We start from the raw sequence: 23,995 nt of genomic DNA, 5'->3' as shown, positions 1-23,995 counted from the left end.
GCTATCCATGCCGACCCGCGAGCACGAAGCTCCGCTCTTACTCTTGCGCGAACATCCCGAGCTCGTGGCCGAGTTGCTGCGCGATCTCTTGGGCGTCGCGGTGCCGGCCCACACCGAAGCGCGCATCGAGCAGGCCGACTTCACCCAAGTCTTTCCTGCTGCGTTCCGCGCGGATCTGGTGATGACGCTCCGGCAAGGCGGCCGGCCGGTGATGGGGATCGTCGGAGAGATTCAGCGCGGCGAAGATCCGGACAAGCGGGCGTCATGGCCTCTCTACAACGCGGCGCTTCATGCGCAGCTCCGTTGTCAGATCGTGCTCGTCGTTCTTGCCGAGACCGAGGCGATCGCGCGATGGGCACGCAAGCCGATTGAGACGGTGCAAGTCGGCTCCCCGTTCACGCCCCTCGTGATTGGCCCCTCGGATATCCCGGTGGTGACATCCGAAGATCAGGCGCGCGCGACGCTCGAGCTGGCCATTCTCTCGGCGTTGGTCCACGGCAAGACACAGCGGGGGCTCGAGGTGGGGCGCTCGGCCGCTCGAGCGACCGTCTCGCTCGCATTGCCGGAGCCGCGTCGTACACTCTACTTGGACCTGGTCCTCTCGGCCCTCCACGCCGGAGACCGTGCTATTCTGGAATTCGAGATGGACCTCACCGGCTACAAATTCAAGAGCGAAACGTACAAGCGCCTGATGGCCGAGGACATTGCGGAAGCCACAGAAAAAGGCATCGAAAAGGGCCAAGCCACCGGCCAAGCCAAGGCGGTGGTTGCGGTCCTGGAAGCGCGCCAGATCCAGGTCCCGGACGATGCTCGGGATCGCATCCTCGCGTGCTCGGACCTCGCCGTGCTCGAGCGGTGGGTCCGCCGCGCAGTCACCGTCGCCTCCGTCGACGAGCTCTTTCGCGACGCGTAAGAGGTTCGCTGGAAATCGCGATGGACCTCACCGGCTACAAATTCAAGAGCGAAACGTACAAGCGCCTGATGGCCGAGGACATTGCGGAAGCCACGGAAAAGGGCATGGAAAAAGGCATCGAAAAGGGCATGGAAAAAGGCATGGAAAAGGGCCAAGCCACCGGCCAAGCCAAGGCGGTGGTTGCGGTCCTGGAAGCGCGCCAGATCCACGTCCCGGACGATGCTCGGGATCGCATCCTCGCGTGCTCGGACCTCGCCGTGCTCGAGCGGTGGGTCCGCCGCGCAGTCACCGTCGCCTCCGTCGACGAGCTCTTTCGCGACGCGTAGCACGGCTCGCGAGCCGGCTCGCCGCGCGTGCTGCGCGCGCCGGTAGCAAACGCCCGTTTTGAACGGCGATTGCGAACGTTGTCTGCGCCGGGGCATTTGACGGTATGGCGCCCCGGGACTACGTTCGCAGCGTGTCCGTCCCCACCAGCGCCGACAAACCCCCGCGTTTTGCCCCCAAGCCACCGTGGCTCAAAGTCCGAGCCCCCGGCGGCGAGTCGTATGGCCGCCTGAAAGAAACCTTTCGCGAGCTCGACCTGCACACCGTGTGCGAAGAGGCTCGCTGCCCCAACGTGGGCGAGTGCTGGTCCGAGGGCACGGCCACCGTCATGCTCCTCGGGGACGTGTGCACCCGCGGCTGCCGCTTCTGCGCGGTGACCACCGGCGATCCGCGCGGCGCCGTGGATGTGCGGGAGCCCGAGCACGTGGCCCGCGCCATCGCCCGCCTGGGCCTCCAGTACGTGGTCATGACCATGGTCGACCGCGACGATTTGCTGGACGGCGGCGCCTCCCACGTGGCGCGCACGGTCACCCGGCTCCGCGAGCTGCGGCCCGATATTCTCATCGAGACCTTGCTGGGCGACTTCGGCGGGCACCTCTCGTACGTCGACACCACGGTGGACGCCCAGCCCCACGTCTGGGCGCACAACATCGAGGTGGTCAAACGCCTGCAGCGCCGCATCCGCGACGTTCGCTGCAGCTACGAGCAGTCGTTGGCCGTCCTTCGCCGCGTCAAGGAGCGCGATCCGGAGCGCATCACCAAGTCGAGCATCATGGTCGGCATCGGCGAGCAGGACGACGAGGTCGAGGAGACCCTGGCCGATCTTCGCACGGCAGGCGTCGACCTGGTGACCATCGGACAGTACCTGCGCCCCACCCCCAAGCACGCCCCCGTCGACCGCTATGTCACGCCGGAGCAGTTCGCGCGCTACGAGCAGAAGGCGAAGGAGCTCGGCTTTGCCTTCGCCGCCAGCGCGCCCCTGGTTCGAAGCTCCTACAAAGCGGCCGAGGTGTTCGTCAAAAGCGTGCTCCGCCCCGGCGATCCCGAGGCGGCCAAGAGCCTCTTGTCCGAGCGCCTGGCCGAGGCGCAAGCCGCCGCCGCCCGCATCGACGGCGAGGCCGGTGGCGTACCGCGCACCGTGAGCGAGCTCGCATCCCGCGCCGCCGCCTCGTTGATTCCAGCCTCGAGCTTGGTACGACGCGCCCCCGAGGTATAGGTTAATCACGATGGGGCCGCTCGCGTCGTTCGGAACGAGGATCGCGGCGGTCTTCGCCTCCGCGCTGATGTGGTGCAGCCAGTGCGGACACAAAGAAGAGGTGGGCGTGGTGGTCGGACCCCCGCTCACCGTGGCGCCATCACCTTCGTCGCCCTTTCCCGATGTCGACGCATCCGCTCCACCCAGCGCTTCGACCCCCCCGGTGACGGCCACCTTCATCGACCTTCGCACCGACGGTACCCCGCTGGCGGTGCGAACGTGCGAGCAAATCGTGGTCAGCGTGGTGCGAGGGAAGGGGAGCGCCCGCGGCGATGAGCTAGCCCCCGGCGATTTTCTGGTCACCGAAGGCGAGGGCTCCCTCTCCGTGTCCGGCACCGGCCTCGCGCTCGTGGCCGCCGTCCGCACCGATCCATGCACCCCGCGGCCGCCAAAAGAGCCAGCGCCGCTCCTCGCCCACCGAACCGTGCGGGCCAGCGCCGCGCCCGAGCTCACCTGGGCCGCCGGGAAAATGCATGCGCACTTGGACGTGGAGCGCGAGCTGACGGGCGCCTTCGTGGGCCGCCTTTCGGGCTCGGTCCCCGTTGCGGAGCATGTGCACGACGGCAGCTGGGAGGTCTTCTGCGCCGTTCACGCCAGCGGCATCGTCACCGTCGACGGTCAGCCGAAGCGACTCGGCCCGCGCCAGATTGCCGTGATCCCGCCCAACGCCAAGCACTCCTTTCGCCCCGACGACGGCTCCGACTTCACGGGCGTCGTTTTTTACTGGCCGCGCGGCCCCGAGCAGCGCTTTCGCGACCTCGACCGCAAGGAGCCCAAGGCCCGACCTCCTGCGTCAAATCCCGCGCGAAACGGCGCGAAACACTGAGCCTGCGCCCTCGGGCGGCTCCGGCACATCGTTAAAAACTGCGAACGTTCGGCCGGCGCGTTGGCGTACGGGCCAGATCCGACGCAAACTTCCCCCGTAGGAGCTCCTATGAACAAGACTTGGACGACGACGGCGTCACTGGCGGCATTGTCCGCGCTCATGCTGGCCACCCCCGGCATCGCGCGCGCCGCGGATCGGGACGACTCCGAGCTGGATCCGACGGCCGAAAACCTCGCCGGCGAGATCGCGGTCGACCTGCGCAACGATGCCACCGCGACCGACATCGCCGACCTGGCGCGGAACTATGGCCTGTCCTTGCGCGCGAACAGCATCTTCAGCGACCGCGAAAAGATCGAAATCGCCAAGGTCTCGCCCGCCGACGAAGCGGGCATCATCGAGCGCCTCGCGCGCGATCCGCGGGTCGAGCACGTCGAGCCGATGGCCGTCTACCGCGCGTCCTTCGTCCCCAACGATCCGCTCTACGCGTCCAAGCAGTGGCACCTGCAGCGCGTGGGCGCCGAGCGCGCGTGGGACTATGCGTGCGGCGAAGGGGTCACGGTCGCCGTCATCGATACCGGCGTCGCCTGCTACGACAAAGGCCCGTTCTCCCGCGGCTCCGATCTCACCGGCACCCGCTGCGGCGGCGGCTACAACTTCGTCAACGACACGCCCGAGGCGTACGACGATCAAGGCCACGGCACCCACGTCGCCGGGACGATCGCGCAGACCACGAACAATGAAAAAGGCGTGGCCGGCCTCGCCTATTGCGCGCGCCTCATGCCCGTCAAAGTCCTCAACCGCCACGGCTGGGGAACCCTGGCCGACGTGGCCGAAGGCATTCGCTACGCGGCCGACAACGGCGCGCAGGTCATCAACATGAGCCTCGGCGGTCCCGCGCCGGCGGGTATCTTGAAGGACGCCGTCAACCATGCCCTCTCCAAGGGCGTGGTGGTGGTGGCCGCGGCCGGAAACAGCGGAAAATCCGTTGGCTACCCCGCGGCCTACCCCGGCGTCATCGCCGTGAGCGCCACCGACCAAGACGACAAGATCGCCTGGTTCTCCTCGCGCGGCCCGCAGGTGGCGATCGGCGCGCCCGGCGTGTCCGTCACCCAGCAGACCATCTGCGAGGGCGGCCGAAACAAGTGCGAAATCTTTGGCACCTTCAACGGCACCAGCATGGCGTCGCCGCACGTGGCGGGATCGGCCGCCATGCTCGTCGGCCTCGGCGTGACCGAGCCCGAAGCGATCCGCAGCGCCTTGGCCAAGACCGCCAAGCCAAAGGACGATCCCCAACTCTACGGCGCGGGCGTGCTCGACACCGGCGCCGCGGTGGCCCATGTGCACTGGACCCACGTGATCGCGCGGCTGGTCGCGCTGCTCGGCGTCTTCTTGCTGGTCGCGAGCCGCATCAAGAAGCGCGGCGGCGAGGTCTCCGCGGGCCCTGGCACCCTCTTCGGCGCCTTGCTCGCAGGTGTGGGCCTCGTCCCGTTTGCGCCGCTGCTCGGGCTCCCTGCGCTCGCGGGGCCGTTCCGCTGGGTGGTCGAGCTCGGGATGCGCCCGCTGGGCGAGTGGGATTTGATCCTCGGGACCAACGTCCATCGCTGGCTACCGCTCGCCTCGGCGCTGCCCACCATGGTCCTCACCGTATTTTTCTTCGGCGCCAAGCGCCTGCGGCCCACCATCGGCGGCATCGCGGTGGGTTCGGCTGCGCTACTCTCCACCCTGGCGCTCTTTGCGGAGGTCTCGTTCCCCTTGGGTGCGACCCTCCTGCGGGTGTGGACCGCGCTCAATGCGCTCCTTTGTGTGTGGATTGCGCGCATCACGCTGGATAAGAAGGCCTGAAACGATCCCGCGCGGTCGCATGGCAGACGGGAAAGATGGGATCGTCAGGGTTGGGTTTGATTCAGGCACTGCCATGTGAAAAGCTCTAGTTCTACATGTCGCTCAAGATCGACCAGGATCACTCGCGTTTTCGCAACATCGTGCGCGGGCGGATTCGGCAAAATCTCCGGAAGTATATTTCGCAGGGTGAGCTGATAGGTCGAAAGGGAAAGGATCTCGTCTCGATCCCCATCCCTCAGATCGAGATACCTCGCTTTCGATACAGCGATCGCCAGCAAGGCGGCGCCGGTCAGGGCGACGGCAATCCCGGCGATCCCGTCGGCGGCGATCAAGGAGACGAACAGGGCGAGGGGGGACGCAAGGCGGGCGAGGGTGCCGGGGAGCACGTGCTCGAGGTGGACGTCACCCTCGACGAGCTGGCCGCCATCCTGGGCGAGGAGCTCGAGCTCCCCGACATTCGCGACAAGGGCAAGTCCAAGATCATCAACGAGAAGGACCGCTACACCGGCATCCGCCGCGTGGGCCCCGAGTCGCTGCGCCACTTCCGCCGCACCTACCGCGAGGCGCTCAAACGGCAGATTTCCATGGGCTCCTACTCGGCCGATCGGCCCATCGTGGTGCCCATCCCGGACGACAAGCGATTCCGAAGTTGGAAGACGCAGGCCGAGCCCGTCGCCAACGCGGTCATCATCTACATGATGGACGTCTCCGGCTCCATGGGCGACGAGCAAAAGGAGATCGTCCGCATCGAGAGCTTCTGGATCGATACGTGGCTCCAGCGCCAGTACAAGGGCCTGGAGAGCCGCTACATCATCCACGACGCCGTGGCGCGCGAGGTCGATCGCGAGACCTTCTTCCACACGCGCGAGAGCGGCGGCACCATGATCTCGAGCGCCTACAAGCTCTGCGCGCAGCTCATCGACGATCACTACCCGCCGGAGGAGTGGAACATCTACCCCTTCCACTTCTCGGACGGCGACAACTGGTCGATGGACGACACGCTCCACTGCGTGGAGCTCCTGAAGCAGAAGGTCCTGCCGCGCGTGAACATGTTCGCCTACGGCCAGGTCGAGAGCCCCTATGGCTCGGGCCAGTTCATCAAGGATCTGCGCGACCACTTCTCCAAGGACGAGCGCGTCATCACCAGCGAGATCCGCGACAAGGACGCCATCGTCGGGAGCATCAAGGAGTTCTTGGGCAAGGGCGCGTGACGAGTCACGAGCGAGAAAGGCGAGAGCGACATTCATGAGCGAGTTTGCCCTTCGGACAGCGCTTCCTCAGTATTTGCGCGTCGAGCAAGAGAAGATTCAAAAGCTGGCGGCCGCGCAGGGCTTGGATTTCTTCCCCATCGTCTTCGAGATCCTCACGTACGACCAGATGAACGAAATCGCGGCGTACATGGGGTTCCCCAACCGCTTCCCGCATTGGCGGTTCGGCATGGAGTACGAGCGGCTCGCCAAGAGCTACGAGTACGGCCTCTCGAAGATTTACGAGATGGTCATCAACAACAACCCTTCGTACGCCTATCTGCTCGAGGGTAACTCGCTGGTCGATCAGAAGCTGGTCATGGCCCACGTGTGCGGCCACGTCGATTTCTTCAAGAACAACTACGCCTTCCGCTCCACCGATCTCGACACCGGCGGCAAGACCACCGATCCCGCCAGCCGCCCCAAGGACTACGATCCCAACCGCCGCTGGATCGACAAGATGGCCAACCACGGCGCGCGCATCCGCCGGCACGTGGCGCGGCAGGGCATCAACAAAGTCGAAGAGTTCATCGACCATTGCCTCTCGCTCGAGAACCTCATCGATCCGCACGCCCCGTTCAAGGGCACGCGCGCGACCAAGGATCCGGACGTGGAGGAGAAGGCCACCGAAATACCGCGCCTGCGCTCCAAAGATTACATGGAGTCGTTCATCAACCCCGAGGAGTACCTCGAGCAGCAGCGCCAGAAGATCGAGGCCGAGAAGGAGAAAGAGAAGAAGTTCCCCGCGCGCCCCGAGCGAGACGTCTTGAAGTTCCTCTTGGACCACGCGCCGCTCGATCGCTGGGAGCACGACGTGCTCGAGGTGGTCCGCGAAGAGGCTTATTACTTCCAGCCTCAAATACAGACCAAGATCATGAACGAGGGCTGGGCCTCGTATTGGCATTCCAAGTTGATGACCGAGAAGATCCTCGATGCCTCGGAGATCATCGATTATGCCGATCACGCGGCCGGCGTTCTGGCCACCAGCCGCGGCCAGCTCAATCCTTACAAATTGGGTATCGAGCTTTTCCGCCACATCGAAGAGCGGTGGGACCGCGGGCAGTTCGGCAAAGAGTGGGAAGACTGCGACGATCTGGCGGCCAAGAAGAATTGGAATCTCCGCCTCGGCCTCGGGAAGAAGAAGATCTTCGAGGTGCGCGCGCTCTACAACGACATTACGTTCATCGACGAGTTTTTGACCCCCGACTTCGTGCGGGACCACAAAATGTTTTCGTATCAGTGGTCCAATCGCAACGAGCGCTACGAGATCGAGACGCGCGAGTTCAAGGCGGTGAAGGAGAAGCTGCTCTTCCAGCTCACCAACGGCGGCAACCCCTTCATCTACGTGGAGGACGCCAACTTCGAGAACCGCGGCGAGCTGCTCCTGCGCCACGACCACCAAGGGCTCGACCTCCGCGCAGACTGGGCGCGCGAGGTGCTGCGCAGCCTGGTGCGGATCTGGAAGCGCCCGGTGAACCTCACCACGCACGTCGAGGCCAAGCCCGTCATGATGCGCTACGACGGTCGCGAGCACACCACCCGCCACCTCCGGCGCGAGTAGCGCTCCGCCCGCGGAAAACCTCGAGAACTCTGGAAAAAGCTGGAGAGACCTGGGAATTGCCGATGCAGCGCGACGAGCCCGCGGGCGTATTCTTTCTGGACGAAGGTTGCTCTATAACTCCTCACGTGGGCACCTTCGTCCGCGATCCCGCGCATTGGCTGTACAAGTTCTCGCCGGACCAATGGATTTCCGCGGCGCTGCACGAGATCCGCGCGGCGGAGGCGGCGTTCAAAGCACACAATGCGCGCGCCGGGCTCGCCGGGGCCAAGCGCGCGGCGGGCATGGCGCTGAACGCGGCCCTCATCGTGGTGCCGAACCCCGCGTGGGGGCGCAGCTACATCGATCATCTGTCGGCGCTCTCGCGCGAGCGGGACGTGCCGGAGGCGGTGCGCGCGGCGTGCCAGGTGCTCCTCGAGAACCCCTCCCGCGGCGCGCCAGGAGGACAAGTCATCACGCTCCGAACCGCGCGCTCCGATGAACGAGCGCTCGAGGCGGCGCGGGACGTGATGGCGCACGCGTACGCGGTGGTCAAACGACATGCGGCCGATCACGACGACGACAAGCACGAGTAGTCCGCGCCCGTCGCGTTTGCCGCGCGCGCCGTTCGCGCCGCGCGCGCCGTTCGCGTTTGCCGCGCGGCTCGCCTTGGTCGCGCCGCTCGCGTTGTCCGCCGCGGCTTGCGGTGGCGCGGCCCCCGCGCCGGAGTCACCGCAGCCCGCGCAAAACAACGGTAGCGGCATCGCGGCGCCCGCAACGCCGGAGGCCGGCGCCATGGGACCGAGCGGACCGCGCGATCCGAGCGCGGGCAAAAACCCCGTGAGCGCCAGCGGTGGCGCAGCCTCGAGCGCGGATGCCGCGCCATCGTTTCCGCCGCCGCGCCCCACCACCTTGCCGCTCGCGCCACCGAACAGCGACGATCCCGTCGACCGTTTGCTCCTCGAGGGCGACCTGGCGTTCGAGCGCGGCGACATCGCGGCGGCCGCGAAGCAGTACGAGGCTGCGCGCGCCGCGGCCAAGGCACCCAAGCGCGCCGCGCCGGCCTTGGTGGGCCTGGCGCGCGTGCGCATCGCGCGCGCGAACCTGCCGACGGACTTTGGCGCGGGCAAGGGCAACAAGGAAATCGCGGCCGCCACCAAAGAGTTGCGGCGCGCGGTGCAGAGCGAGCCGGGGCTCGGCGCGGCGCAAGTGGAGCTCGGACGCGCGCTGCTCATGGCGGGCGATGCGCCGGCCGCGCTCGAATCGCTCCGTCGCGGTGTGGCGCTGCTTCCCAATGAGCCCGAGTCGCACTCGGCATTGGGCGTTGCGCTGCTGGCGACAGGACATCGAAGCGAATCGCTGCCGGAGCTTGCGCGCGCGGTGGAGCTCGATCCTGGGAGCGCCCCGCGCCGTGGAAATTACGGCACGGTTCTCCTCATGGCCGGGCGCGTGAAGGACGCCATTCAACAATACGAAGCGCAGGTCAAGCTCGCCGATGGCGATGCGCGCGCGCATTCGGATCTCGGCTCGGCGCTGCTCTTCGAGAACGATTTCACGCGCGGAGTGGCCGAGCTCAAAAAAGCGATTTCGCTCGATCCGCAGCGCGCGACATTTCACACGAATCTTGGATACGCGTACCAACAACAAGGCCAAGTTGCCGAAGCAATTGCCGAATATCGGCAGGCCATCCAGTTGGACGATAAGCTCGCAAGCGCATGGATCAATTTGGCCACAGCGCTTGCGCGCGATCCCAAAACTCGCGCTGAGGCGCGAGCCGCGCTCGAGAAGGCGCGCGCCATCGACTCTACCGATCCGCGTGTAAAGGCGAATCTCGAAGAGCTCGATGCTCTGGAGAAGGATCAAAAGAAGCGCTAGATGCGTTCTTCGTTTCTTGACGCGCGCCGCGTGTGACTCATAACGTTACGCGCAGGGTGGAGGGGTTCCCATGGCACTTGGAAAAGTGAAGTGGTTCAATGATGAAAAGGGTTGGGGGTTCATCAAGCAGGACAGTGGCCCCGACGTGTTCGTTCACTACTCCCAAATCACGGGAGACGGGCGCCGCCGTCTTCTGGAGGATGAGCTCGTAGAGTTCGAGGTCCGCGAGGGACCCAAAGGCTTGCAGGCGCTCAATGTCGTAAGACCCACCGCTTTACCCGGCGCACCTGCAACGTAGAGCCCTTCTGTTTTCGTCGTTGGGTTTCGTTTCGAGCTCCGGCTCGATCCGCCTCCGAGCTCCCCGCTGCTTTGCTTCGGAAGGTCGTGCGCCCCTCTCGAGAAGAATAGCTAGGAATCGCGGCGCACGACCGTGGCGGGTCCGCTACGACCATGTGGCGTGGGGGACCTCGGTGACTCGGAATGTCTCCGTCTCCGGCTCGAGGATGTGCGACTCCACCTCGACCAGCTTCCCCGTATCATCGAACTCGTAAACGTTGAAGCTCGCCATCTTCTCGTGCGTGTCGTGGTGGAGCGAGGCGCTGGTCGCGCCCACGACATGGAGCTTGCCCGCGCGCGTCTCGAGGTGGCGCTGCTGCCTGCGGTGAAGGTGGCCATGCAGAATGAGCCCGTGCGCGAAGCCCTGCACGTGCGCGGTGAGCGCGTCGGCGTCCTCCAGCCCCTCGAGGAGCGTCTTCAGGCGCGAGGGCGGGTTTTGTACCGGATGGTGCAAAAGTACCACCGGCGTGCGCGAGCGAACGTCGGGGTGCGCGAGGACGCGGGCAAACGCATCGAGCTGCCGCTCGCCGATGCGCCCCGCGGCCACGAAGGGCAGGCGAGGGACCGCGCTCGACAAGCCCACGATGGCGAGGGGCCCGCGCAGCCGCACGAACGGAAAGCGGCCGAGGCCGATGTCGACGGCGAGCTCGGGCAAGTCGCTCTCCACGAAGGGCCCGAAGTAGCGCATGAAGCGCCGCGTGCGCAGCGCGCCGCGCGTGTAGAGATCGTGGTTGCCGGGGACGACGCTCACGTTCTTCGGATCGAGACCCAACGCATCTTGCAGCAGGGCGCGCGCCGCCTCGAACTCGGGCTCCAGCGCCAGGTTGGTGATATCGCCGGTGATGGCCACGTGATCGATCGACGTTCGCGCGATCTCGCGCGCGATGGCGCGAACATAGGCCGGGCGGTGAATGTGACCGCGTTTGAGCTTCAGGTTCGCATAGCCCGAGAGCCGCTTGTTCAAGAAGCGGTGCGGGAGCACGCCGGCCAGCGACAAGATGTGAAGGTCCGAAAAATGTGCGATGCGCATTACCGGGGATCTTTAGCGCACCGAAAGCCAATGTGCGGCCCGCGACCTGCAAAGCTGTACGTACGGTATGTGGCGCGCATCCACGCGGCCCCATGTTGGTACGAGCCGCCCCGAACCACGTGGTAGGTGCCGTTCTTGGAACCCTTGGGGTTCGTCTGCGGCATGGCCGAGTAGCCGAAGCCGTTCTCGTCGTCCTCGAACAGATCCGAGACCCACTCGGCCGCGTTGCCCGCCATGTTGAAGACGCCCTCGGGCGTTCGCCCATCGGGCAGCGCATCCACGGGTGCGAGCCCGACATAGCCGTCGGTGGCGTCGGTCTCGTCGGGGCCGAAGGCGCCGTGGTTGCACACATGCGCGTTGTAAAACGAGCCCCATGGAAACCGGCGCCCGTTGGTGCCGCGCGCGGCGAACTCCCACTCGGCCTCGGTGGGCAGCCGTCCGCCGGCCCACTCGCAGTAGATGTTCGCGTCCTCCCAGCGCACGAAGGTGACCGGCAGCTCCGCGCGATCGAAGCGCGCATCGCCGGGCGGAAACCCCGCGGGGGCACATGCGCCGGCCGACACGCAGCGCGCATAGGCGCCGACGGAGACCTCGGTGCGGTCGATCTCGAAGGGGGAAAGGGTGACTTGGTGCGCTTGAAATTCCGCGCGAAACGTGCGCTGCAGCTGCACGCTATCGCACTCGGCGCCCCAGATTTCCTTGCGGCACATCTGCAGGGCGCGCGTCAGATCGAACCAGAGCGAGCCCATGACGAAGGTGCCACCGGGCAGGCGGATCCGCTCGGCCGGGGGCGTGCGAAGCGCTTGCACGCCCGTGGCCGGTGCGGCGGCCCGCGCGTCGAGCCCGCGCCACCATCGCTCCGGGCGCAGCGGAGCATCGGGTCGCCGCGGCGCCATGGCTCCGAAGAGCATGGGGAAGACCAATGGCGCGAGGGCGGCGACGCCGAGCTTCAGCACTGCGACGTTCCGCGATCAGCCGGTGACGATGCGAATCGGGTGCTCGAGCAAGCTTCGCAGCTCCGCCAGGAACTTGGCGCCGATGGCCCCGTCGATCACGCGGTGATCGCACGAGAGCGTCATCGCGAGCTTCTTGCCGGCGACGATCTGTCCATCGCGGACGATGGGCTCCTCGCGCACCTGGCCGACGGCGAGGATGGCGCCCTCCGGCGGGTTGATGACCGCCGAGAAGGAGTCGATGCCGAACATGCCCAGGTTGGAGATGGAGAAGGTGCCGTCGAGCATCTCTTCGGCCTTCAGCTTCTTGGCCTTGGCGCGCCCGGCCAGCTCGCGGATCTCGCTGCTGATGGCGGTGACGCTCTTCTGATCGGCGTTGCGCACCACGGGGGTGACGAGGCCCTCCGAGACGGCCACCGCCACCGAAATGTCGATGCGCTTGTGAACGAGGATCGCCTCCGGGGTGAACTGCGCGTTGCACTCCGGCACCCGCGCCAGCGCGACGGCGCACGCCTTGACGAGCAAGTCGTTGACGCTGATCTTCGGCGGCTTCTCCTCGGTCTTGGCCTTGGCGGCCGAGGCCTCCAGATCGCGGTTGATCTGCTCGCGGAAGGCGACGAGCTTTTCGACCTCGACGTCGATCGTCAGATAGAAGTGCGGGACGTTCTTCTTCGACTCGCTGAGCCGCCGCGCGATGGTCTTGCGCATCATCGACAGCGGGTGCGCCTCCGGCTGGGCGAGGCCGGGGGTTGCGGGGGCCGCGGGGCTTGCGGGGCCTGCCGGGCTGGCCGGCTTGACCGCGTGGCCGTTGGCTTGCGCGCCCTCCCCTGCAGGGGAAGCGCCGGGGTGGGCGGCGGCCCCCGAGGCGATGGTCTCCAGATCTTTCGCGACGATGCGGCCGCCCGGGCCGGAGCCTTGCGCACCTTGCAGATCGATGCCGCGCTCGCGGGCTGCGCGGCGCACGTACGGGGACGCGAAAACGCGGCCGCCTTCGGAGGCGCGGGGGCCGTTGGAGCTGCTCGCGCTGCGGGCGCGCGGTGCGCCTTCACGCTCGGTGCGATCGAGCAGGGAGCCGCGTTCGCGGGGTTGGCTCTTTCCCGACGGAGCCGGAGCTGCGGCTGCGGCTTGTGCCGACGTGTCCTGCGCAGGGGCCGAAGCTTGCGCCGGGGCCGAAGCTTGCGCGGCGGCCGCTGCTGCCGGTTTCTCGCCGGAAGCCCCCGTCTCGCCCGACTTCTCCGCCTGCGCGTCCGACGCCTGCGCGTCCGACTCTTGCGCCGGCGCGGCCTTCGCCGCCGGTGCCGCGCCGCCGCCGACTTGCGCCAGCAGCGCCGAGACGTCTTCGCCCGCGTTGCCGAGGATGGCGACGGGTTGCCCGAGCTTCACCTCGGCGCCGTCGGCGACGAGCAGCTTCAGGAGCACGCCTTTGTCGAAGGCGCGGAACTCCATGGTGGCTTTATCGGTTTCGACTTCCGCGAGCAGATCGTCGACGTTGACGGTGTCGCCCTCTTTCTTGTGCCACGACGTGAGGATCCCTTCCTCCATGGTCGGGGAGAGCTTCGGCATATCCAGAATTTTGGCCATGATCTTCGTCAGTCCCTGTGGAAGAGATTGCTACGCTTGCCCGCGATAAACCACGCGCTTGACCGCCGCGACGACCCGGTCGGGCTGGGGGATGCAGAGTTGTTCGAGCTTCGCGTTGTACGGCATGGGCACGTCGAGCGTGGTCACGCGCAAAATCGGAGCGTCGAGCGCATCGAAGGCGAGGCGCTGAACGCGATCGGCCACCTCGGCGCCAACCCCGCCGTACGGCCAACCCTCGTGCACCACCACGCACCGGTGGGTCTTCTCGACCGAGTCGAGGATCGTGTCCTCGTCCAGCGGACGGAGCGAGCGCAAGTCCACCACCTCGGCCGAGATCCCCTCCTTCTCGAGCTGCGCGGCGGCATCCATCGCCACGTGGGTCATGCGCGAGTACGCGACGATGGTCACGTCCTTGCCCTGGCGCACCACGTTGGCGCGGCCGAGCGGGATCACGTCGAGATCGTCGGCCACCTCGCCTTTGACGGAGTAGAGCGTCTCCGACTCCATCACCAGCACCGGGTTGTCGTCGCGGATGGCCGCCTTCATCAGGCCTTTCGCGTCCGAAGGATAGGCGGGCGCCACCACCTTGAGCCCCGGCACCGTCGCGTAGAAGTGCTCCATCGCGTGACTGTGCTGGCTGCCCACCTGCTTGGCGCTCGCGTTGGGGCCACGGAAGACGATCGGGCAGTTGAATTGCCCGCCCGACATCTGCCGCAGCTTGGCCGCGTTGTTGAGGATTTGATCGAAGGCGACGGCGGAGAAGTTCCACGTCATGAACTCGATGATGGGCCGCAGGCCCACCATGGCCGCGCCGATGCCGATGCCGGCGAAGCCGCCCTCGGCGATGGGCGTGTCGATGACCCGCTTCTCCCCGAATTTGTCCAGCATCCCTTCGGAGACTTTGTAGGCACCCTGGTAGTGCCCCACTTCTTCTCCCATGAGGAAGACACGCTCGTCGCGCTCCATCTCCTCGATCATTGCCTCGCGCAGCGCTTCACGAAATCGAATGTTCCGGGCCATGCTCTTCTCGTTGTCCGTACGGTAGTCGTTGTCGTCGTTGTAGAGAGCGCCTGCCGTCAGCTGGCAAACGGACCGTCGTAGGTGGTGGCCTCGAGGATCGACGGATCGGGATCGGGGCTCTCGTCCGCGAACTTCACGGCCGCCGTCACCTCGTCCTCCACCTCTTGTTCGAGCGCCGTGACCTTGGACTCGGGGTAGCCGTCGCTCAGCAGCTTGGCCCGGGCGCGGATGACCGGATCCTTCTTCTTGCGGTCCTCGAGCTCGGCGGCCGTGCGGTACTTGGCCGGATCGCTCATGGAGTGGCCGCGGAAACGGTAGGTACGGACCTCCACCAAGGTGGGAAGCGAGGTTTCGCGGGCGCGATCGACCGCTTGCCGGATGCGGCGCTCGACCTCCTGCACGTCGTCGGCGAAGAAGCGATCGCTGGCCATGCCATAGCCGATGGCCTTGGTGGTCACGTCCTCCACGCTCATGGTGCGCGAGAGCGGCGTGCCCATCGAGTACTCGTTGTTCTCGCAGATGAACACGATGGGGAGCTTCCACAGCGCGGCCAAGGACACGCCCTCGTGGAAGCCGGCGATGGACACGGCGCCCTCGCCGAAGAAGCACAGGGTGACCCGACCGTCCCCTCGATACTTGGAGGCGAACGCCACCCCCGCGGCCAGCGGGATGTGACCGCCGACGATGCCGTAGCCGCCCAGCATGTGGGTGGGCTCGTCGAACATGTGCATCGACCCGCCGAGCCCTTGCGAGCAGCCGGTCTTCTTGCCCCACAGCTCGGCCATGAGCGCGTTGGGGCTCATCCCTTTGGCGAGGGCAATGCCGTGATCGCGGTAGGTGGTCACGACGTAATCTTCGGGTTTGAGCGCCGCCATGGCGCCGACGCCGACCGCCTCTTGTCCGATGTACAAGTGAAGGAAGCCGCCGATCTTGCCCTGGGCATAGGCGCGCGCGGATTCTTCTTCGATCCGGCGAATGAGATACATCTGCCGGTACATGGAAACGAGGTGATCGAGCTCGGAGTGCAGACCGTTGCTCGGCCCGTTCTCGGTGGCGCTCGGATCGCGGTGCGTGATGTGGGAGTTCGTTTCGATGGCCATAGCGGGGGGTATGTTAGAGGAGGGCGCGGCTAGAATTGCCGACCGATGGTGAGTAGTCCGCCCCCGTGTTTCGTGGGGCCAAAACCGATCTTAAAAGAACCAAACAGGTGGGATTTATCCGAAGGCGGAGGATTCCAAAACGCTTGACTCGCGTCGCGGCGCAAGGTCCTCGAGGGCGACAGTAATCCGACGAGCAGCAGTGGCAAGCCAGGACCGAAAAAGAGTAGTCCCCATACCACGTCGAAGGCGGTTTTCTCCTCGCGTTTGTTCCCGCCGGCTTCCATGGCCACGATGCCGAGCGCGCCGATGCCCGTCAGGATCGATCCGCTGATCAGCAAGCCGAGGCGTGGCTTGGTCTCCACGTGGTATCCCGCTGGGATCGGTTCGCCCGAGTTGTACGCGAGCGTCTCCGGCGCGGGGCCCGTTTGGGGCACCGGTGGCGCCGGCTGCGCGATGGGCGCTTGCAGCGGGATCTCTTGGCCATTTCGCTCGATGCGCGCGATGCCATCCCATCGAATGGTGGCGCTCTGCCCCTGCGGCAACTGCATTGTCGCGCTCTGACCAATCCGCAGCTCGGTCAAGGTTCCGCGCAGGTTCTGCCCATCCTTCAAATAGACGACGTCGGGCCCCGCCGCCGGACCGGACCAAACGACGCCCGCTGGCGGCGGCGGCGAAGGAGTCGCTTGCGAAGGGGGCGTTTGCGCATGACCCACCGCGGCAACGAGCCCGGTCGAAAGTGCGAAAAACGCGGCCACGGAAGCTCGCCTCGTTCGATTGGCACGTTCGTGATGCATCGAGTCGTTTCCTCGCTCGGGTGGGATTCTCGTAGTCCGTGGCCTTGCGCGAAGTTGGGCCCTCGCGTCTGCGAACGCCAGCGCTCCTCGACGGGATCCTGGCTGCGGATCGCATACTGCCCTAGCTCGGCCTCGATGCGCAGCCCTTCTTCGAGCGGGCGCTCCCATGCTCGTGACGCAGCGCGTGATGCGACTTCGTTCGCGGGCCCGATGCGCGGCGCCTCGCCGACCTTAATGAAGCGACCCCTCCGCGCGACGGTCGCCCAAATCGTTTCCACGCAAAAGATGGCAATGCGGATGTTTCGCCATCGACACAATCTCGTCTCGGCGCCCGATGGCGGGTGATCCCGAAGGCGCGATCGATCGCCTCGGTCACGACACGCTCACGCCGTCGCCTCCCTGTCCGCGCCGTTCGTCGCGTCGGTCGCCTCTCGCAAGTCTGTCGCGTCCGTCGCGTCGCTCGCGTCTGTCGCGTCTTGCTCGCCGCGCCCCTCCATCGGTGCTCGCAAGGAGCCCGGCGACACCCCGTGCGGATTGAAGCACGCGACCCGGTGTCCGCTCCCCGGCTCGATCTCCGCCAGCGGCGGCACCTCTTTGTCGCACGTGCCGCGAAGGATGCGCGGGCAGCGCGGGTGGAACGAGCAGCCGGCGGGCGGCGCGGTGGGCGAGGGCACGTCGCCCTCGAGCACGATGCGCAGGCGCTTCTTCGCCGGATCGGGATCGGGCACGGCGGCGAGCAGCGCGTTGGTGTACGGGTGCAACGGGTTTTCGTAGAGCCCCTCCGAGGCGCCCTGCTCCACGATCTTTCCGAGGTACATGACCGACACGCGATGGCTCACGTGCTCGACCACCCGAAGATCGTGCGAGATGAACAGGTACGAGAGCCCGAGCTCCTCTTGCAGCTCCGCCAGCAGGTTGATGATCTGCGCCTGGATGGACACGTCGAGCGCGCTGATCGGCTCGTCGCACACGATGAACTCGGGCTGGACCGCGAGCGCGCGCGCGATGCCGATGCGCTGCCTCTGTCCGCCCGAGAACTCGTGCGGGTAGCGCCGCAGCACGTCCGAGCGCAGGCCCACCTTCTTCAGGAGGTCCACCACCATGCTCGTTTCGTCGGCCCGCGAGCTCGCCAATTTGTGAATACGAATCGCCTCCGCCACGATGTCGTGCACCGTCATGCGCGGATTCAAACTCGAATAAGGATCTTGAAAGATGATTTGCATCTTGCGCCGCAGCGGACGCATCTCGGAGGCCGAATACCGACCGATCTCGCGCCCGTCGTAGACCACCCTCCCGTACGTAGGCTCGATCAGCCGCAGGATCAATCGCCCGAGCGTGCTCTTGCCGCAGCCGCTCTCCCCCACGAGCCCCATCGTCTCGCCCCGCCGCACGCGCAGCGAGACCCCGTCGACCGCCCGCAAAAGCTCCGTCTTGCGCGCGAACAGCCCGGTGCGCACCGGGAAATACTTGGTGAGGTTCTCCGTGGCCACCAAGGTCCGCGGCGGATTGGCAGGCCGCGCCTCGGGGCCCTGCGTCTCCAAACTCCGCGTCTCGGCGCTCTTCGATTCCGCGCTCATGCTGTCTCCTGCCCCGTATCCTGCCATCGGATGCACCGGGCGAAGTGCTCCGACGCGACCTCCGCATCCACCCGCAGGAGCTCCGGCTCCTCCTCGCGGCACGCGTCGATCACCAGCTTGCAGCGATCGGCGAAGCGGCACCCCCCGGGCAGATGGCGTAGATCGGGCACCATGCCGTCGATGGTCGGCAGCCGCGCGACTCTGCTCCTCCTCGACTGCCCCAGGCGCGGCACGCTCGCCATCAACCCGTGGGTGTACGGGTGCCGCGGCCGCGCGAACACCTCGCGCACCGGCCCGCTCTCCACGATGCGCCCGGCGTACATCACGATCACGTGTTCCGTGTATTCTGCAATCACCCCCAGATCGTGGGTGATGAGGAGGATGCTCATGCCGAGCTCACCTTGCAGCTTGTGAATCAGCTCCAAGATCTGCGCTTGAATGGTCACGTCGAGCGCGGTGGTCGGTTCGTCGGCGATGAGCAGGGCAGGGCGGCAGGCGAGCGCCATGGCGATCATGACGCGCTGCCGCATCCCGCCCGAGAGTTGATGCGGGTACGCGTCCACGTTGGTCTCGGGCGACGAAATGCCCACATGGCGCAAAAGCTCGCGCGCCTGCGCGTACGCTTCCCGCCGCGACATTTTCTGGTGCAGCAGAATGGCTTCCACGATCTGCGCGCCCACCGTGTAGACGGGGTTCAGGCTGGTCATCGGCTCCTGGAACACCATCGAGATCTCGTTGCCGCGCACGTCGCGCATCTCGCGTTCGCGCAGGGCGAGCAAATTCTTGCCGCGCAGCTCGATGGTCCCCGACTCGATGTACCCGGGCGGCGAGGGAATGAGCCGCAAGAGCGACAGCGCCGTCACGCTCTTGCCGCACCCGCTCTCGCCGACGACCCCCACGGTCTGCCCCGCCGCCACATCGAACGACACGCCGTCCACGGCGCGGACCGTTCCATGGTCACCGCGAAAGGTCGTCACGAGATCGCGCACACGAAGCAGCGGTCCTTGGGCGTCGGGAGCAGGGCGCGGCGGGGATGGCGGGGCGGATACCGGGGCCATGATGGGTCCGACTTTATCCAGGTTTTTCTCCGTTTTTTCGCAGTTTGTGGTTTTTCCGCGTTTCTTCGTGTTTCTTCGCGCGGCGAGCGCCGTGATAGCTTTTCGTCCGACCGATGAAACCGGGCGCCTTGGCCACCGTAGCTGCATTGTGTCTCACGGGCCTGACAGCATGCGTCGCACGCCCTCACATGTGCGCTGCATCCAACGAGTGCGCATCGCCGCAGGCGTGCGTGGTGGGGCGCTGCCAAGATCCGAACGGGGTCCCGCTCATTCAAAAGAAAGAGGTGCGGCGCCATCTGATCGCGCCGGTGGCGATGGCCTATGTGCAGCGCGGCGAGCCGGCCACCGATGGCGCGGCTGCGCCGGTCTTCACGTTGGGTCGCGCGGGCGTCGGCGATGGCCGGCTCTATCTGCGCTTTGCGGTCCCGCTGGCCAAAGAGACGTCCATCCTGGAGGCCTACGTCTTATTGGATCGGTCGTTCGCGTCCCAACCGGACCCCACGCCCATCGTCCTGCACGCGGCGCGGGTCATCGATCCGTGGGAGCCGCGCTCCATCTCCTGGTCCTTCCAGCCCCGCTTCGAGGAAGCTCGAACCCCCTCGACGCGCGTCATGCCCGCGCCGCGTCACCTCGTACGCATCGATGTTCGGGCCATCGTGCAGCGCTGGGCTCAGCGCGACCCGCAGGACCAGGGAATCGTGATTATGGCCGACAACTCCACCGACGTCGGAATGGCGTTTGCTATGGCTTCCACCGTGGGAGCGAGCTTGGAGGACGGCTCGTCCCTGGCGCAGGCGTCCTCGTCATCGCCGCCCCGTCTCGAGCTCTACGTGGCCCCGGAGGCCGCCGACCGAAAATAGCGACCTCGTCGAAAGTCCCGATTTGTCGGTCGACGCCGCGACCGAGGCGATGCAATGTACTTCTCGCAAGGAAAGCAAGGAAGAAGGGTGTGTCCGATGCGACGAGACGTTAACATGCTGAGCGCAAGAACCATGAAACACGCTTCCCTCTCATTCGCGCTGAGCAGCTTGGCCCTCGGCGCCGCCACCGTATTGGCCATCGCGACCGGCTGCTCGCGCGACAGCGAAGCCGCCCCCGCGAAGGGCAACACCACGACCACCGCCGCCCCCGTCGTTGCTTCTCCTGGTACTGGCACGGGCACAGGCTCCGCCGAGGTGATCCCGGTTGCCGCAAGCAATCACGTCGACGGAAAGAACTTCAAGCTCGACGCCACGCCGGAAGGCGACTGCAAGGCCGGCGCGCCCTGCTCGGTGGTTCTCCGTCTGGAAGCGGCCGGTGATTTCCACATCAACAAAGAATATCCGTACAAGTTCAAGGCCGCCGAGGGCGCGGGCATCGAGTTCCAGGGGACCGACGCCGCCGGCAAGAACGTGTTCTCCAAGAGCGCAGGCGACTTCAAGGTCGACGGCGAAAAGATCGCGACCATGCGGGTCAAGTTCAAGCCGACCGCCAAGGGCAACGTGACCATCACGGGGACGTACAAGATGAGCGTGTGCTCCGCGAAGGAGTGTCAGCTCGAGTCGCAGGAAATTCAGGCGACGGTCGCCGTCAAATAGACGCGGCGTTTGCGTCGTCGTCCGAGACCGCGTGGTCGGCTCCCGGCGGGAGTCGGCTGCGCATGGTTGCGGGGGTGACGGTCGCCGTTAGATAGACGCGGCGTTTGCGTCGGTGTTGGAGACCGCGTGGTCGGCTCCCGGCGGGAGTCGGCTGCGCATGGTTGCGGGGGGGTTCGGGCGATGATCGCCGTTAGATAGACGCGGCGTTTGAGGCGGTGTTGGAGACCGCGTGGTCGGCTCCCGGCGTGGAGAGTCGGTTGCGCATGGTTGCGGGAGGTTCGGGCGACGATCGCCGTTAAATAGACGCAGCGTTTGGGTCGGTGTCGGAGACCGCGTGGTCGGCTCGCCCGCGGGGAAAATCGGCTGCGGCATCGCTGCGAGAGATTCGGGCGATGGTCGCCGTTAGATAGACGCGGCGTTTGGGTCGGTGTTCGAGACCGCGTGGTCGGCTCGCCCGCGGGGAAAATCGGCTGCGGCATCGTTGCGAGAGATTCGGGCGACCGTCGCCGTCAAATAGACGTGGCGTTTGCGTCGTCGCCCGAGACCGCGTGGTCGGCTCCCGGCGGGAGTCGGCTGCGCATGGTTGCGGGGGGTTCGGGCGACGGTCGCCGTCAAAATAGACGCGGCGTTTGCGTCGTCGTCCGGGAAAGCGCGGTCGGCTCCCGGCGGGGAGAGTCGGCTGCGCATGGTTGCGGGAGAACGCGTGGTCGGCTCCCGGCGGGGGGAGTCGGCTGCGGCATCGGGCCTGTTTTGTCCGTTGAAGGGCGCTGCGTTGTTGCGCGGACGCCGTCGTCGTCGATCGCGACCGGACGTGAGGGCGTCCCGTGGACGGGCGGCGTGGATTTGTTCAGGCGCGGCGGTCGTGTGCCTCGGGTGGGGACGATCGTCGCGCGCCTCGCGTATGGCGCCGCGCGCGACGTGCCGATGGTACGCGTTCCGCGTCGGGCCCTCGTCGAGATCGGGCACTGCCCCGCGCCTATCGACTTTTCGCGCACGGGCGAAAAGTCGAATTGGTCATAGACGACCAAGTCGCGCACCAAAACTAGAAATCGATCCTTTGCCGGCGCCGACCAAGATTAGTGACTTTTCTACCGCAAGTCACAAATTCGTCAGCCCATGCATTGACTCATATTGAATCCCGATACATACAGGTCGCGTGCGTCGAACCCCACGGGCTAGAGTTAGGCGTATGCCTCGTCCGCCCAGTCCGAACGCGACACAAATCTCGATTCGAGTACCTCCCGAATGGTTGCAAAGGGCGGACGGAATCGCGGCCAAATTGTCGCGTCCAGGGCTGGAAATGACACGAGCCGACGTATTGCGGATGGCATTGGCCCAGGGTTTGGAGATTGTCGAACGAGAAGCGAAGAAACCCAAATAGGAGGGCCGATGAACATCGATATCGTTTTGACGGCGACCGACCATTTGCCGAATGGATATCTCTACGCCGAAGTCGTCGATACGGACGGCTTCCTAGGCCGGAAGATCGTCCGCCAATCCGACGGTGCCATTTGTCTTGGGGTCATTTTTCCAATGCGCACGGTCCCCACGGTAGTCGGTAAAGATCGGCTGGATGTCGTCATCTCCGCGCGCGCCGAGCGCGCGTTCAAGGACCGAATGGCGGTGGCCGCGATTCGGGCTCCTGACGCGATTCAGCAATTGGCGTCGAAGTACGGGCTCTACGTCGCGCAGATCCTCAAGTGGCGGAACGAGTTGCTCGAACGGTTCGATCCGGAGGGGGAGGTTCAGGAGTGACGGCGCCCCCACCCCGGCCCTCCTCCTAGGGAGGAGGGAGCTCGACGCCGCGGGCGTCTCGTTCTTACAGGGACGGTTTTCTCGCTGTCGCGGGGTGGATGGATGGTCGCCGTCGCGGAGGTGGTCTCGCCGCCCGCGGCGCCGTCCCGACCATGGTGGTCGCAGCATGGGCTACTTCGCTAAAGCAGCGATTCGGCCGCACGCTGGGCGGTGCGGGCTTCGTCCTCGGAGCGGCCGAGGCCCAATGTTACGGCGCGGATGGTGCGCAGCAAATGGGCGGGCTGTGTCGCGGAATAGCCCATATGGCCGACTCGGAAGTATTTGGCTTTGTTCTCCGGATCGAGCCCGCCCGCGACGATTACGCCTTGCGCGGTAATGCGCGCGACCGCCGAGACGTCCACGCCGGCCGGATATTGGATCGCGCTCAAGGTGTGGGCCGTGATCGATTCCCGCGCCGGGACCAACGCGAGCCCCAGCGCCGCCCACGCGGCTCGCATCGCCTTCGCCGCGCGCTCGTGCAGCGCGAAGCGCGCGTTCATCGCGCGCTCTGCCGCCTCGGCCCCCGCGGGCTCCGCCGCGCCCTCGGCGCCGAGGATCTCCCCCAGCCCCACGGCCAGCGCCGCGATGAGCGGCGTCGCCGGGGTGGCGAAGTAGCTCGGCTGCCCCGCCTCGTACGCGCGCATGATCGGCAGCCACGCATCGAGGTCGGCCGACAGCGGCGGCGCCACCTCGAGCCGTGCGCGCGCTTGGAGCGCCCGCTCGCTGAACACCAACAACGCGAGCCCCGGCGGAAGACCAATGGCCTTTTGCGAAGCGGTCAAATAAACGTCGGCGCCCCACGCTTCCATTTCGAAGCGCTCGGCGCCCGTCGCGCACACGCCATCGACGATGGACAACAATCCATTCGCGCGCGCGACCCCGCAGAGCGCACGAGCATCGGCCAGCACCCCGGTCGACGTGTCGACGTGGGTCACGAACAGCGCCTTGAACGGGCGCTTCTCCTCTTTGGCGCGCGCGATGGCCGACTCCACCTCCGACGTCTCGGGCGCCTGGCCGAATGGCGCGCGCACCACGTCCACGTTCACGGAACGCCGCGCCAGCATGTCGGCCATGCGCGCCGAGAAATAACCCGTGTGCAACACCAGCGCGCGATCGCCGGGTTGCATCGTATTGAGCACGGCGATTTCCATCGCCAGGGTCCCGCTGCCCGAGACCACCAGCGGCTGGCTGGACGCCCCCGACAGCCACACATGACGCATCCGCCGCAGCGCGAGCCCGAAGGCCGCGATGAGCGAAGGCGCGAGGTGCCCCGGGGGCGGTCCGCTCGCCGCCTGCCGCACGGCATCGGAAATTTCGATGGGTCCCGGGATCATCAGCAACGGTCGTTCGGACATG

22 protein-coding genes are annotated in these 23,995 nt (G+C 66.3%); 13 read left to right on the top strand and 9 right to left on the bottom strand.

Annotated elements, in window-relative coordinates; all coding sequences use genetic code 11:
- The first annotated feature begins 7 nt into the window (after positions 1 to 7).
- The 10 genes from LZC94_27410 to LZC94_27365 all read left to right on the top strand — a co-directional run bounded on the left by LZC94_27410 (position 8) and on the right by LZC94_27365 (position 10,117).
- A complete protein-coding gene (locus LZC94_27410) occupies positions 8 to 913 on the top strand; it encodes a hypothetical protein (GenBank protein ID WXB11577.1) in 906 nt (301 codons plus the stop codon).
- 20 nt (positions 914 to 933) lie between these two features.
- Positions 934 to 1,239 (top strand): hypothetical protein, encoded by a 306-nt coding sequence (locus LZC94_27405; GenBank protein ID WXB11576.1) that lies wholly within the window; start codon positions 934 to 936, stop codon positions 1,237 to 1,239.
- Between the two features lie 131 nt (positions 1,240 to 1,370).
- Positions 1,371 to 2,453 (top strand): lipoyl synthase, encoded by a 1,083-nt coding sequence (gene lipA / locus LZC94_27400; protein ID WXB11575.1) that lies wholly within the window; start codon positions 1,371 to 1,373, stop codon positions 2,451 to 2,453.
- Positions 2,454 to 2,463: 10 nt separating this feature from the next.
- Complete coding sequence (locus LZC94_27395; protein ID WXB11574.1) at positions 2,464 to 3,318, top strand: hypothetical protein; 855 nt, start codon at positions 2,464 to 2,466, stop codon at positions 3,316 to 3,318.
- A gap of 108 nt (positions 3,319 to 3,426) precedes the next feature.
- Positions 3,427 to 5,160 carry a S8 family peptidase gene (locus tag LZC94_27390; protein ID WXB11573.1) on the top strand — a complete coding sequence of 578 codons (1,734 nt, stop codon included), beginning with the start codon at positions 3,427 to 3,429 and terminating at the stop codon, positions 5,158 to 5,160.
- 95 nt (positions 5,161 to 5,255) lie between these two features.
- Complete coding sequence (locus tag LZC94_27385) at positions 5,256 to 6,371, top strand: DUF444 family protein (GenBank protein ID WXB11572.1); 1,116 nt, start codon at positions 5,256 to 5,258, stop codon at positions 6,369 to 6,371.
- A gap of 34 nt (positions 6,372 to 6,405) precedes the next feature.
- On the top strand, positions 6,406 to 7,968 hold the full coding sequence (locus tag LZC94_27380; GenBank protein WXB11571.1) for a SpoVR family protein: 1,563 nt from the start codon (positions 6,406 to 6,408) through the stop codon (positions 7,966 to 7,968).
- A 125-nt stretch (positions 7,969 to 8,093) separates the two neighbouring features.
- Positions 8,094 to 8,540, top strand: coding sequence for a hypothetical protein (locus tag LZC94_27375; GenBank protein ID WXB11570.1), 447 nt, complete (start codon positions 8,094 to 8,096; stop codon positions 8,538 to 8,540).
- Positions 8,541 to 8,556: 16 nt separating this feature from the next.
- Positions 8,557 to 9,819, top strand: coding sequence for a tetratricopeptide repeat protein (locus LZC94_27370; GenBank protein WXB11569.1), 1,263 nt, complete (start codon positions 8,557 to 8,559; stop codon positions 9,817 to 9,819).
- Between the two features lie 70 nt (positions 9,820 to 9,889).
- Positions 9,890 to 10,117, top strand: a complete 228-nt coding sequence (locus LZC94_27365; protein WXB11568.1) for a cold shock domain-containing protein — start codon at positions 9,890 to 9,892, stop codon at positions 10,115 to 10,117.
- Between the two features lie 144 nt (positions 10,118 to 10,261).
- On the opposite strand, the gene LZC94_27360 is transcribed toward LZC94_27365, so the two are convergent.
- The 8 genes from LZC94_27360 to LZC94_27325 form a co-directional block, all read right to left on the bottom strand.
- On the bottom strand, positions 10,262 to 11,185 hold the full coding sequence (locus LZC94_27360; protein ID WXB11567.1) for a metallophosphoesterase: 924 nt from the start codon (positions 11,183 to 11,185) through the stop codon (positions 10,262 to 10,264).
- Positions 11,185 to 12,141, bottom strand: a complete 957-nt coding sequence (locus LZC94_27355) for a formylglycine-generating enzyme family protein (protein WXB11566.1) — start codon at positions 12,139 to 12,141, stop codon at positions 11,185 to 11,187. The genes LZC94_27360 and LZC94_27355 overlap by 1 nt, the downstream gene beginning before the upstream one ends.
- A 15-nt stretch (positions 12,142 to 12,156) precedes the next feature.
- Positions 12,157 to 13,719, bottom strand: coding sequence for a 2-oxo acid dehydrogenase subunit E2 (locus tag LZC94_27350; protein WXB11565.1), 1,563 nt, complete (start codon positions 13,717 to 13,719; stop codon positions 12,157 to 12,159).
- A 30-nt stretch (positions 13,720 to 13,749) separates the two neighbouring features.
- A complete protein-coding gene (locus LZC94_27345) occupies positions 13,750 to 14,739 on the bottom strand; it encodes a pyruvate dehydrogenase complex E1 component subunit beta (protein ID WXB11564.1) in 990 nt (329 codons plus the stop codon).
- Between the two features lie 56 nt (positions 14,740 to 14,795).
- A complete protein-coding gene (gene pdhA / locus LZC94_27340; GenBank protein WXB11563.1) occupies positions 14,796 to 15,839 on the bottom strand; it encodes a pyruvate dehydrogenase (acetyl-transferring) E1 component subunit alpha in 1,044 nt (347 codons plus the stop codon).
- 29 nt (positions 15,840 to 15,868) lie between these two features.
- On the bottom strand, positions 15,869 to 16,594 hold the full coding sequence (locus tag LZC94_27335; GenBank protein WXB11562.1) for a hypothetical protein: 726 nt from the start codon (positions 16,592 to 16,594) through the stop codon (positions 15,869 to 15,871).
- A 422-nt stretch (positions 16,595 to 17,016) separates the two neighbouring features.
- Positions 17,017 to 18,090: an ATP-binding cassette domain-containing protein gene (locus tag LZC94_27330; GenBank protein ID WXB20256.1), complete on the bottom strand. Its 1,074-nt coding sequence runs from the start codon at positions 18,088 to 18,090 to the stop codon at positions 17,017 to 17,019.
- 116 nt (positions 18,091 to 18,206) lie between these two features.
- Complete coding sequence (locus tag LZC94_27325; protein ID WXB11561.1) at positions 18,207 to 19,268, bottom strand: ABC transporter ATP-binding protein; 1,062 nt, start codon at positions 19,266 to 19,268, stop codon at positions 18,207 to 18,209.
- A 188-nt stretch (positions 19,269 to 19,456) separates the two neighbouring features.
- Between LZC94_27325 and LZC94_27320 the strand changes: the two genes are divergently transcribed.
- From LZC94_27320 to LZC94_27310, 3 genes are all read left to right on the top strand, one after another.
- Positions 19,457 to 20,128 carry a DNRLRE domain-containing protein gene (locus LZC94_27320; GenBank protein WXB11560.1) on the top strand — a complete coding sequence of 224 codons (672 nt, stop codon included), beginning with the start codon at positions 19,457 to 19,459 and terminating at the stop codon, positions 20,126 to 20,128.
- Positions 20,129 to 20,260: 132 nt separating this feature from the next.
- Positions 20,261 to 20,845 carry a hypothetical protein gene (locus tag LZC94_27315; protein ID WXB11559.1) on the top strand — a complete coding sequence of 195 codons (585 nt, stop codon included), beginning with the start codon at positions 20,261 to 20,263 and terminating at the stop codon, positions 20,843 to 20,845.
- 1,389 nt (positions 20,846 to 22,234) lie between these two features.
- Positions 22,235 to 22,600: a hypothetical protein gene (locus tag LZC94_27310; protein ID WXB11558.1), complete on the top strand. Its 366-nt coding sequence runs from the start codon at positions 22,235 to 22,237 to the stop codon at positions 22,598 to 22,600.
- 179 nt (positions 22,601 to 22,779) lie between these two features.
- Here the strand turns inward: LZC94_27310 and LZC94_27305 are convergent, their stop codons facing one another.
- Positions 22,780 to 23,994 (bottom strand): aminotransferase class V-fold PLP-dependent enzyme, encoded by a 1,215-nt coding sequence (locus tag LZC94_27305; protein WXB11557.1) that lies wholly within the window; start codon positions 23,992 to 23,994, stop codon positions 22,780 to 22,782.
- Position 23,995: the final 1 nt, after the last annotated feature.

Source organism: Sorangiineae bacterium MSr11954, from assembly GCA_037157815.1.
Lineage (GTDB): Bacteria > Myxococcota_A > Polyangia > Polyangiales > Polyangiaceae > Pendulispora > Pendulispora albinea.
The sequence above is the reverse complement of the archived record's forward strand: the minus strand, read 5'-3'. Positions and strand labels throughout refer to the sequence as shown.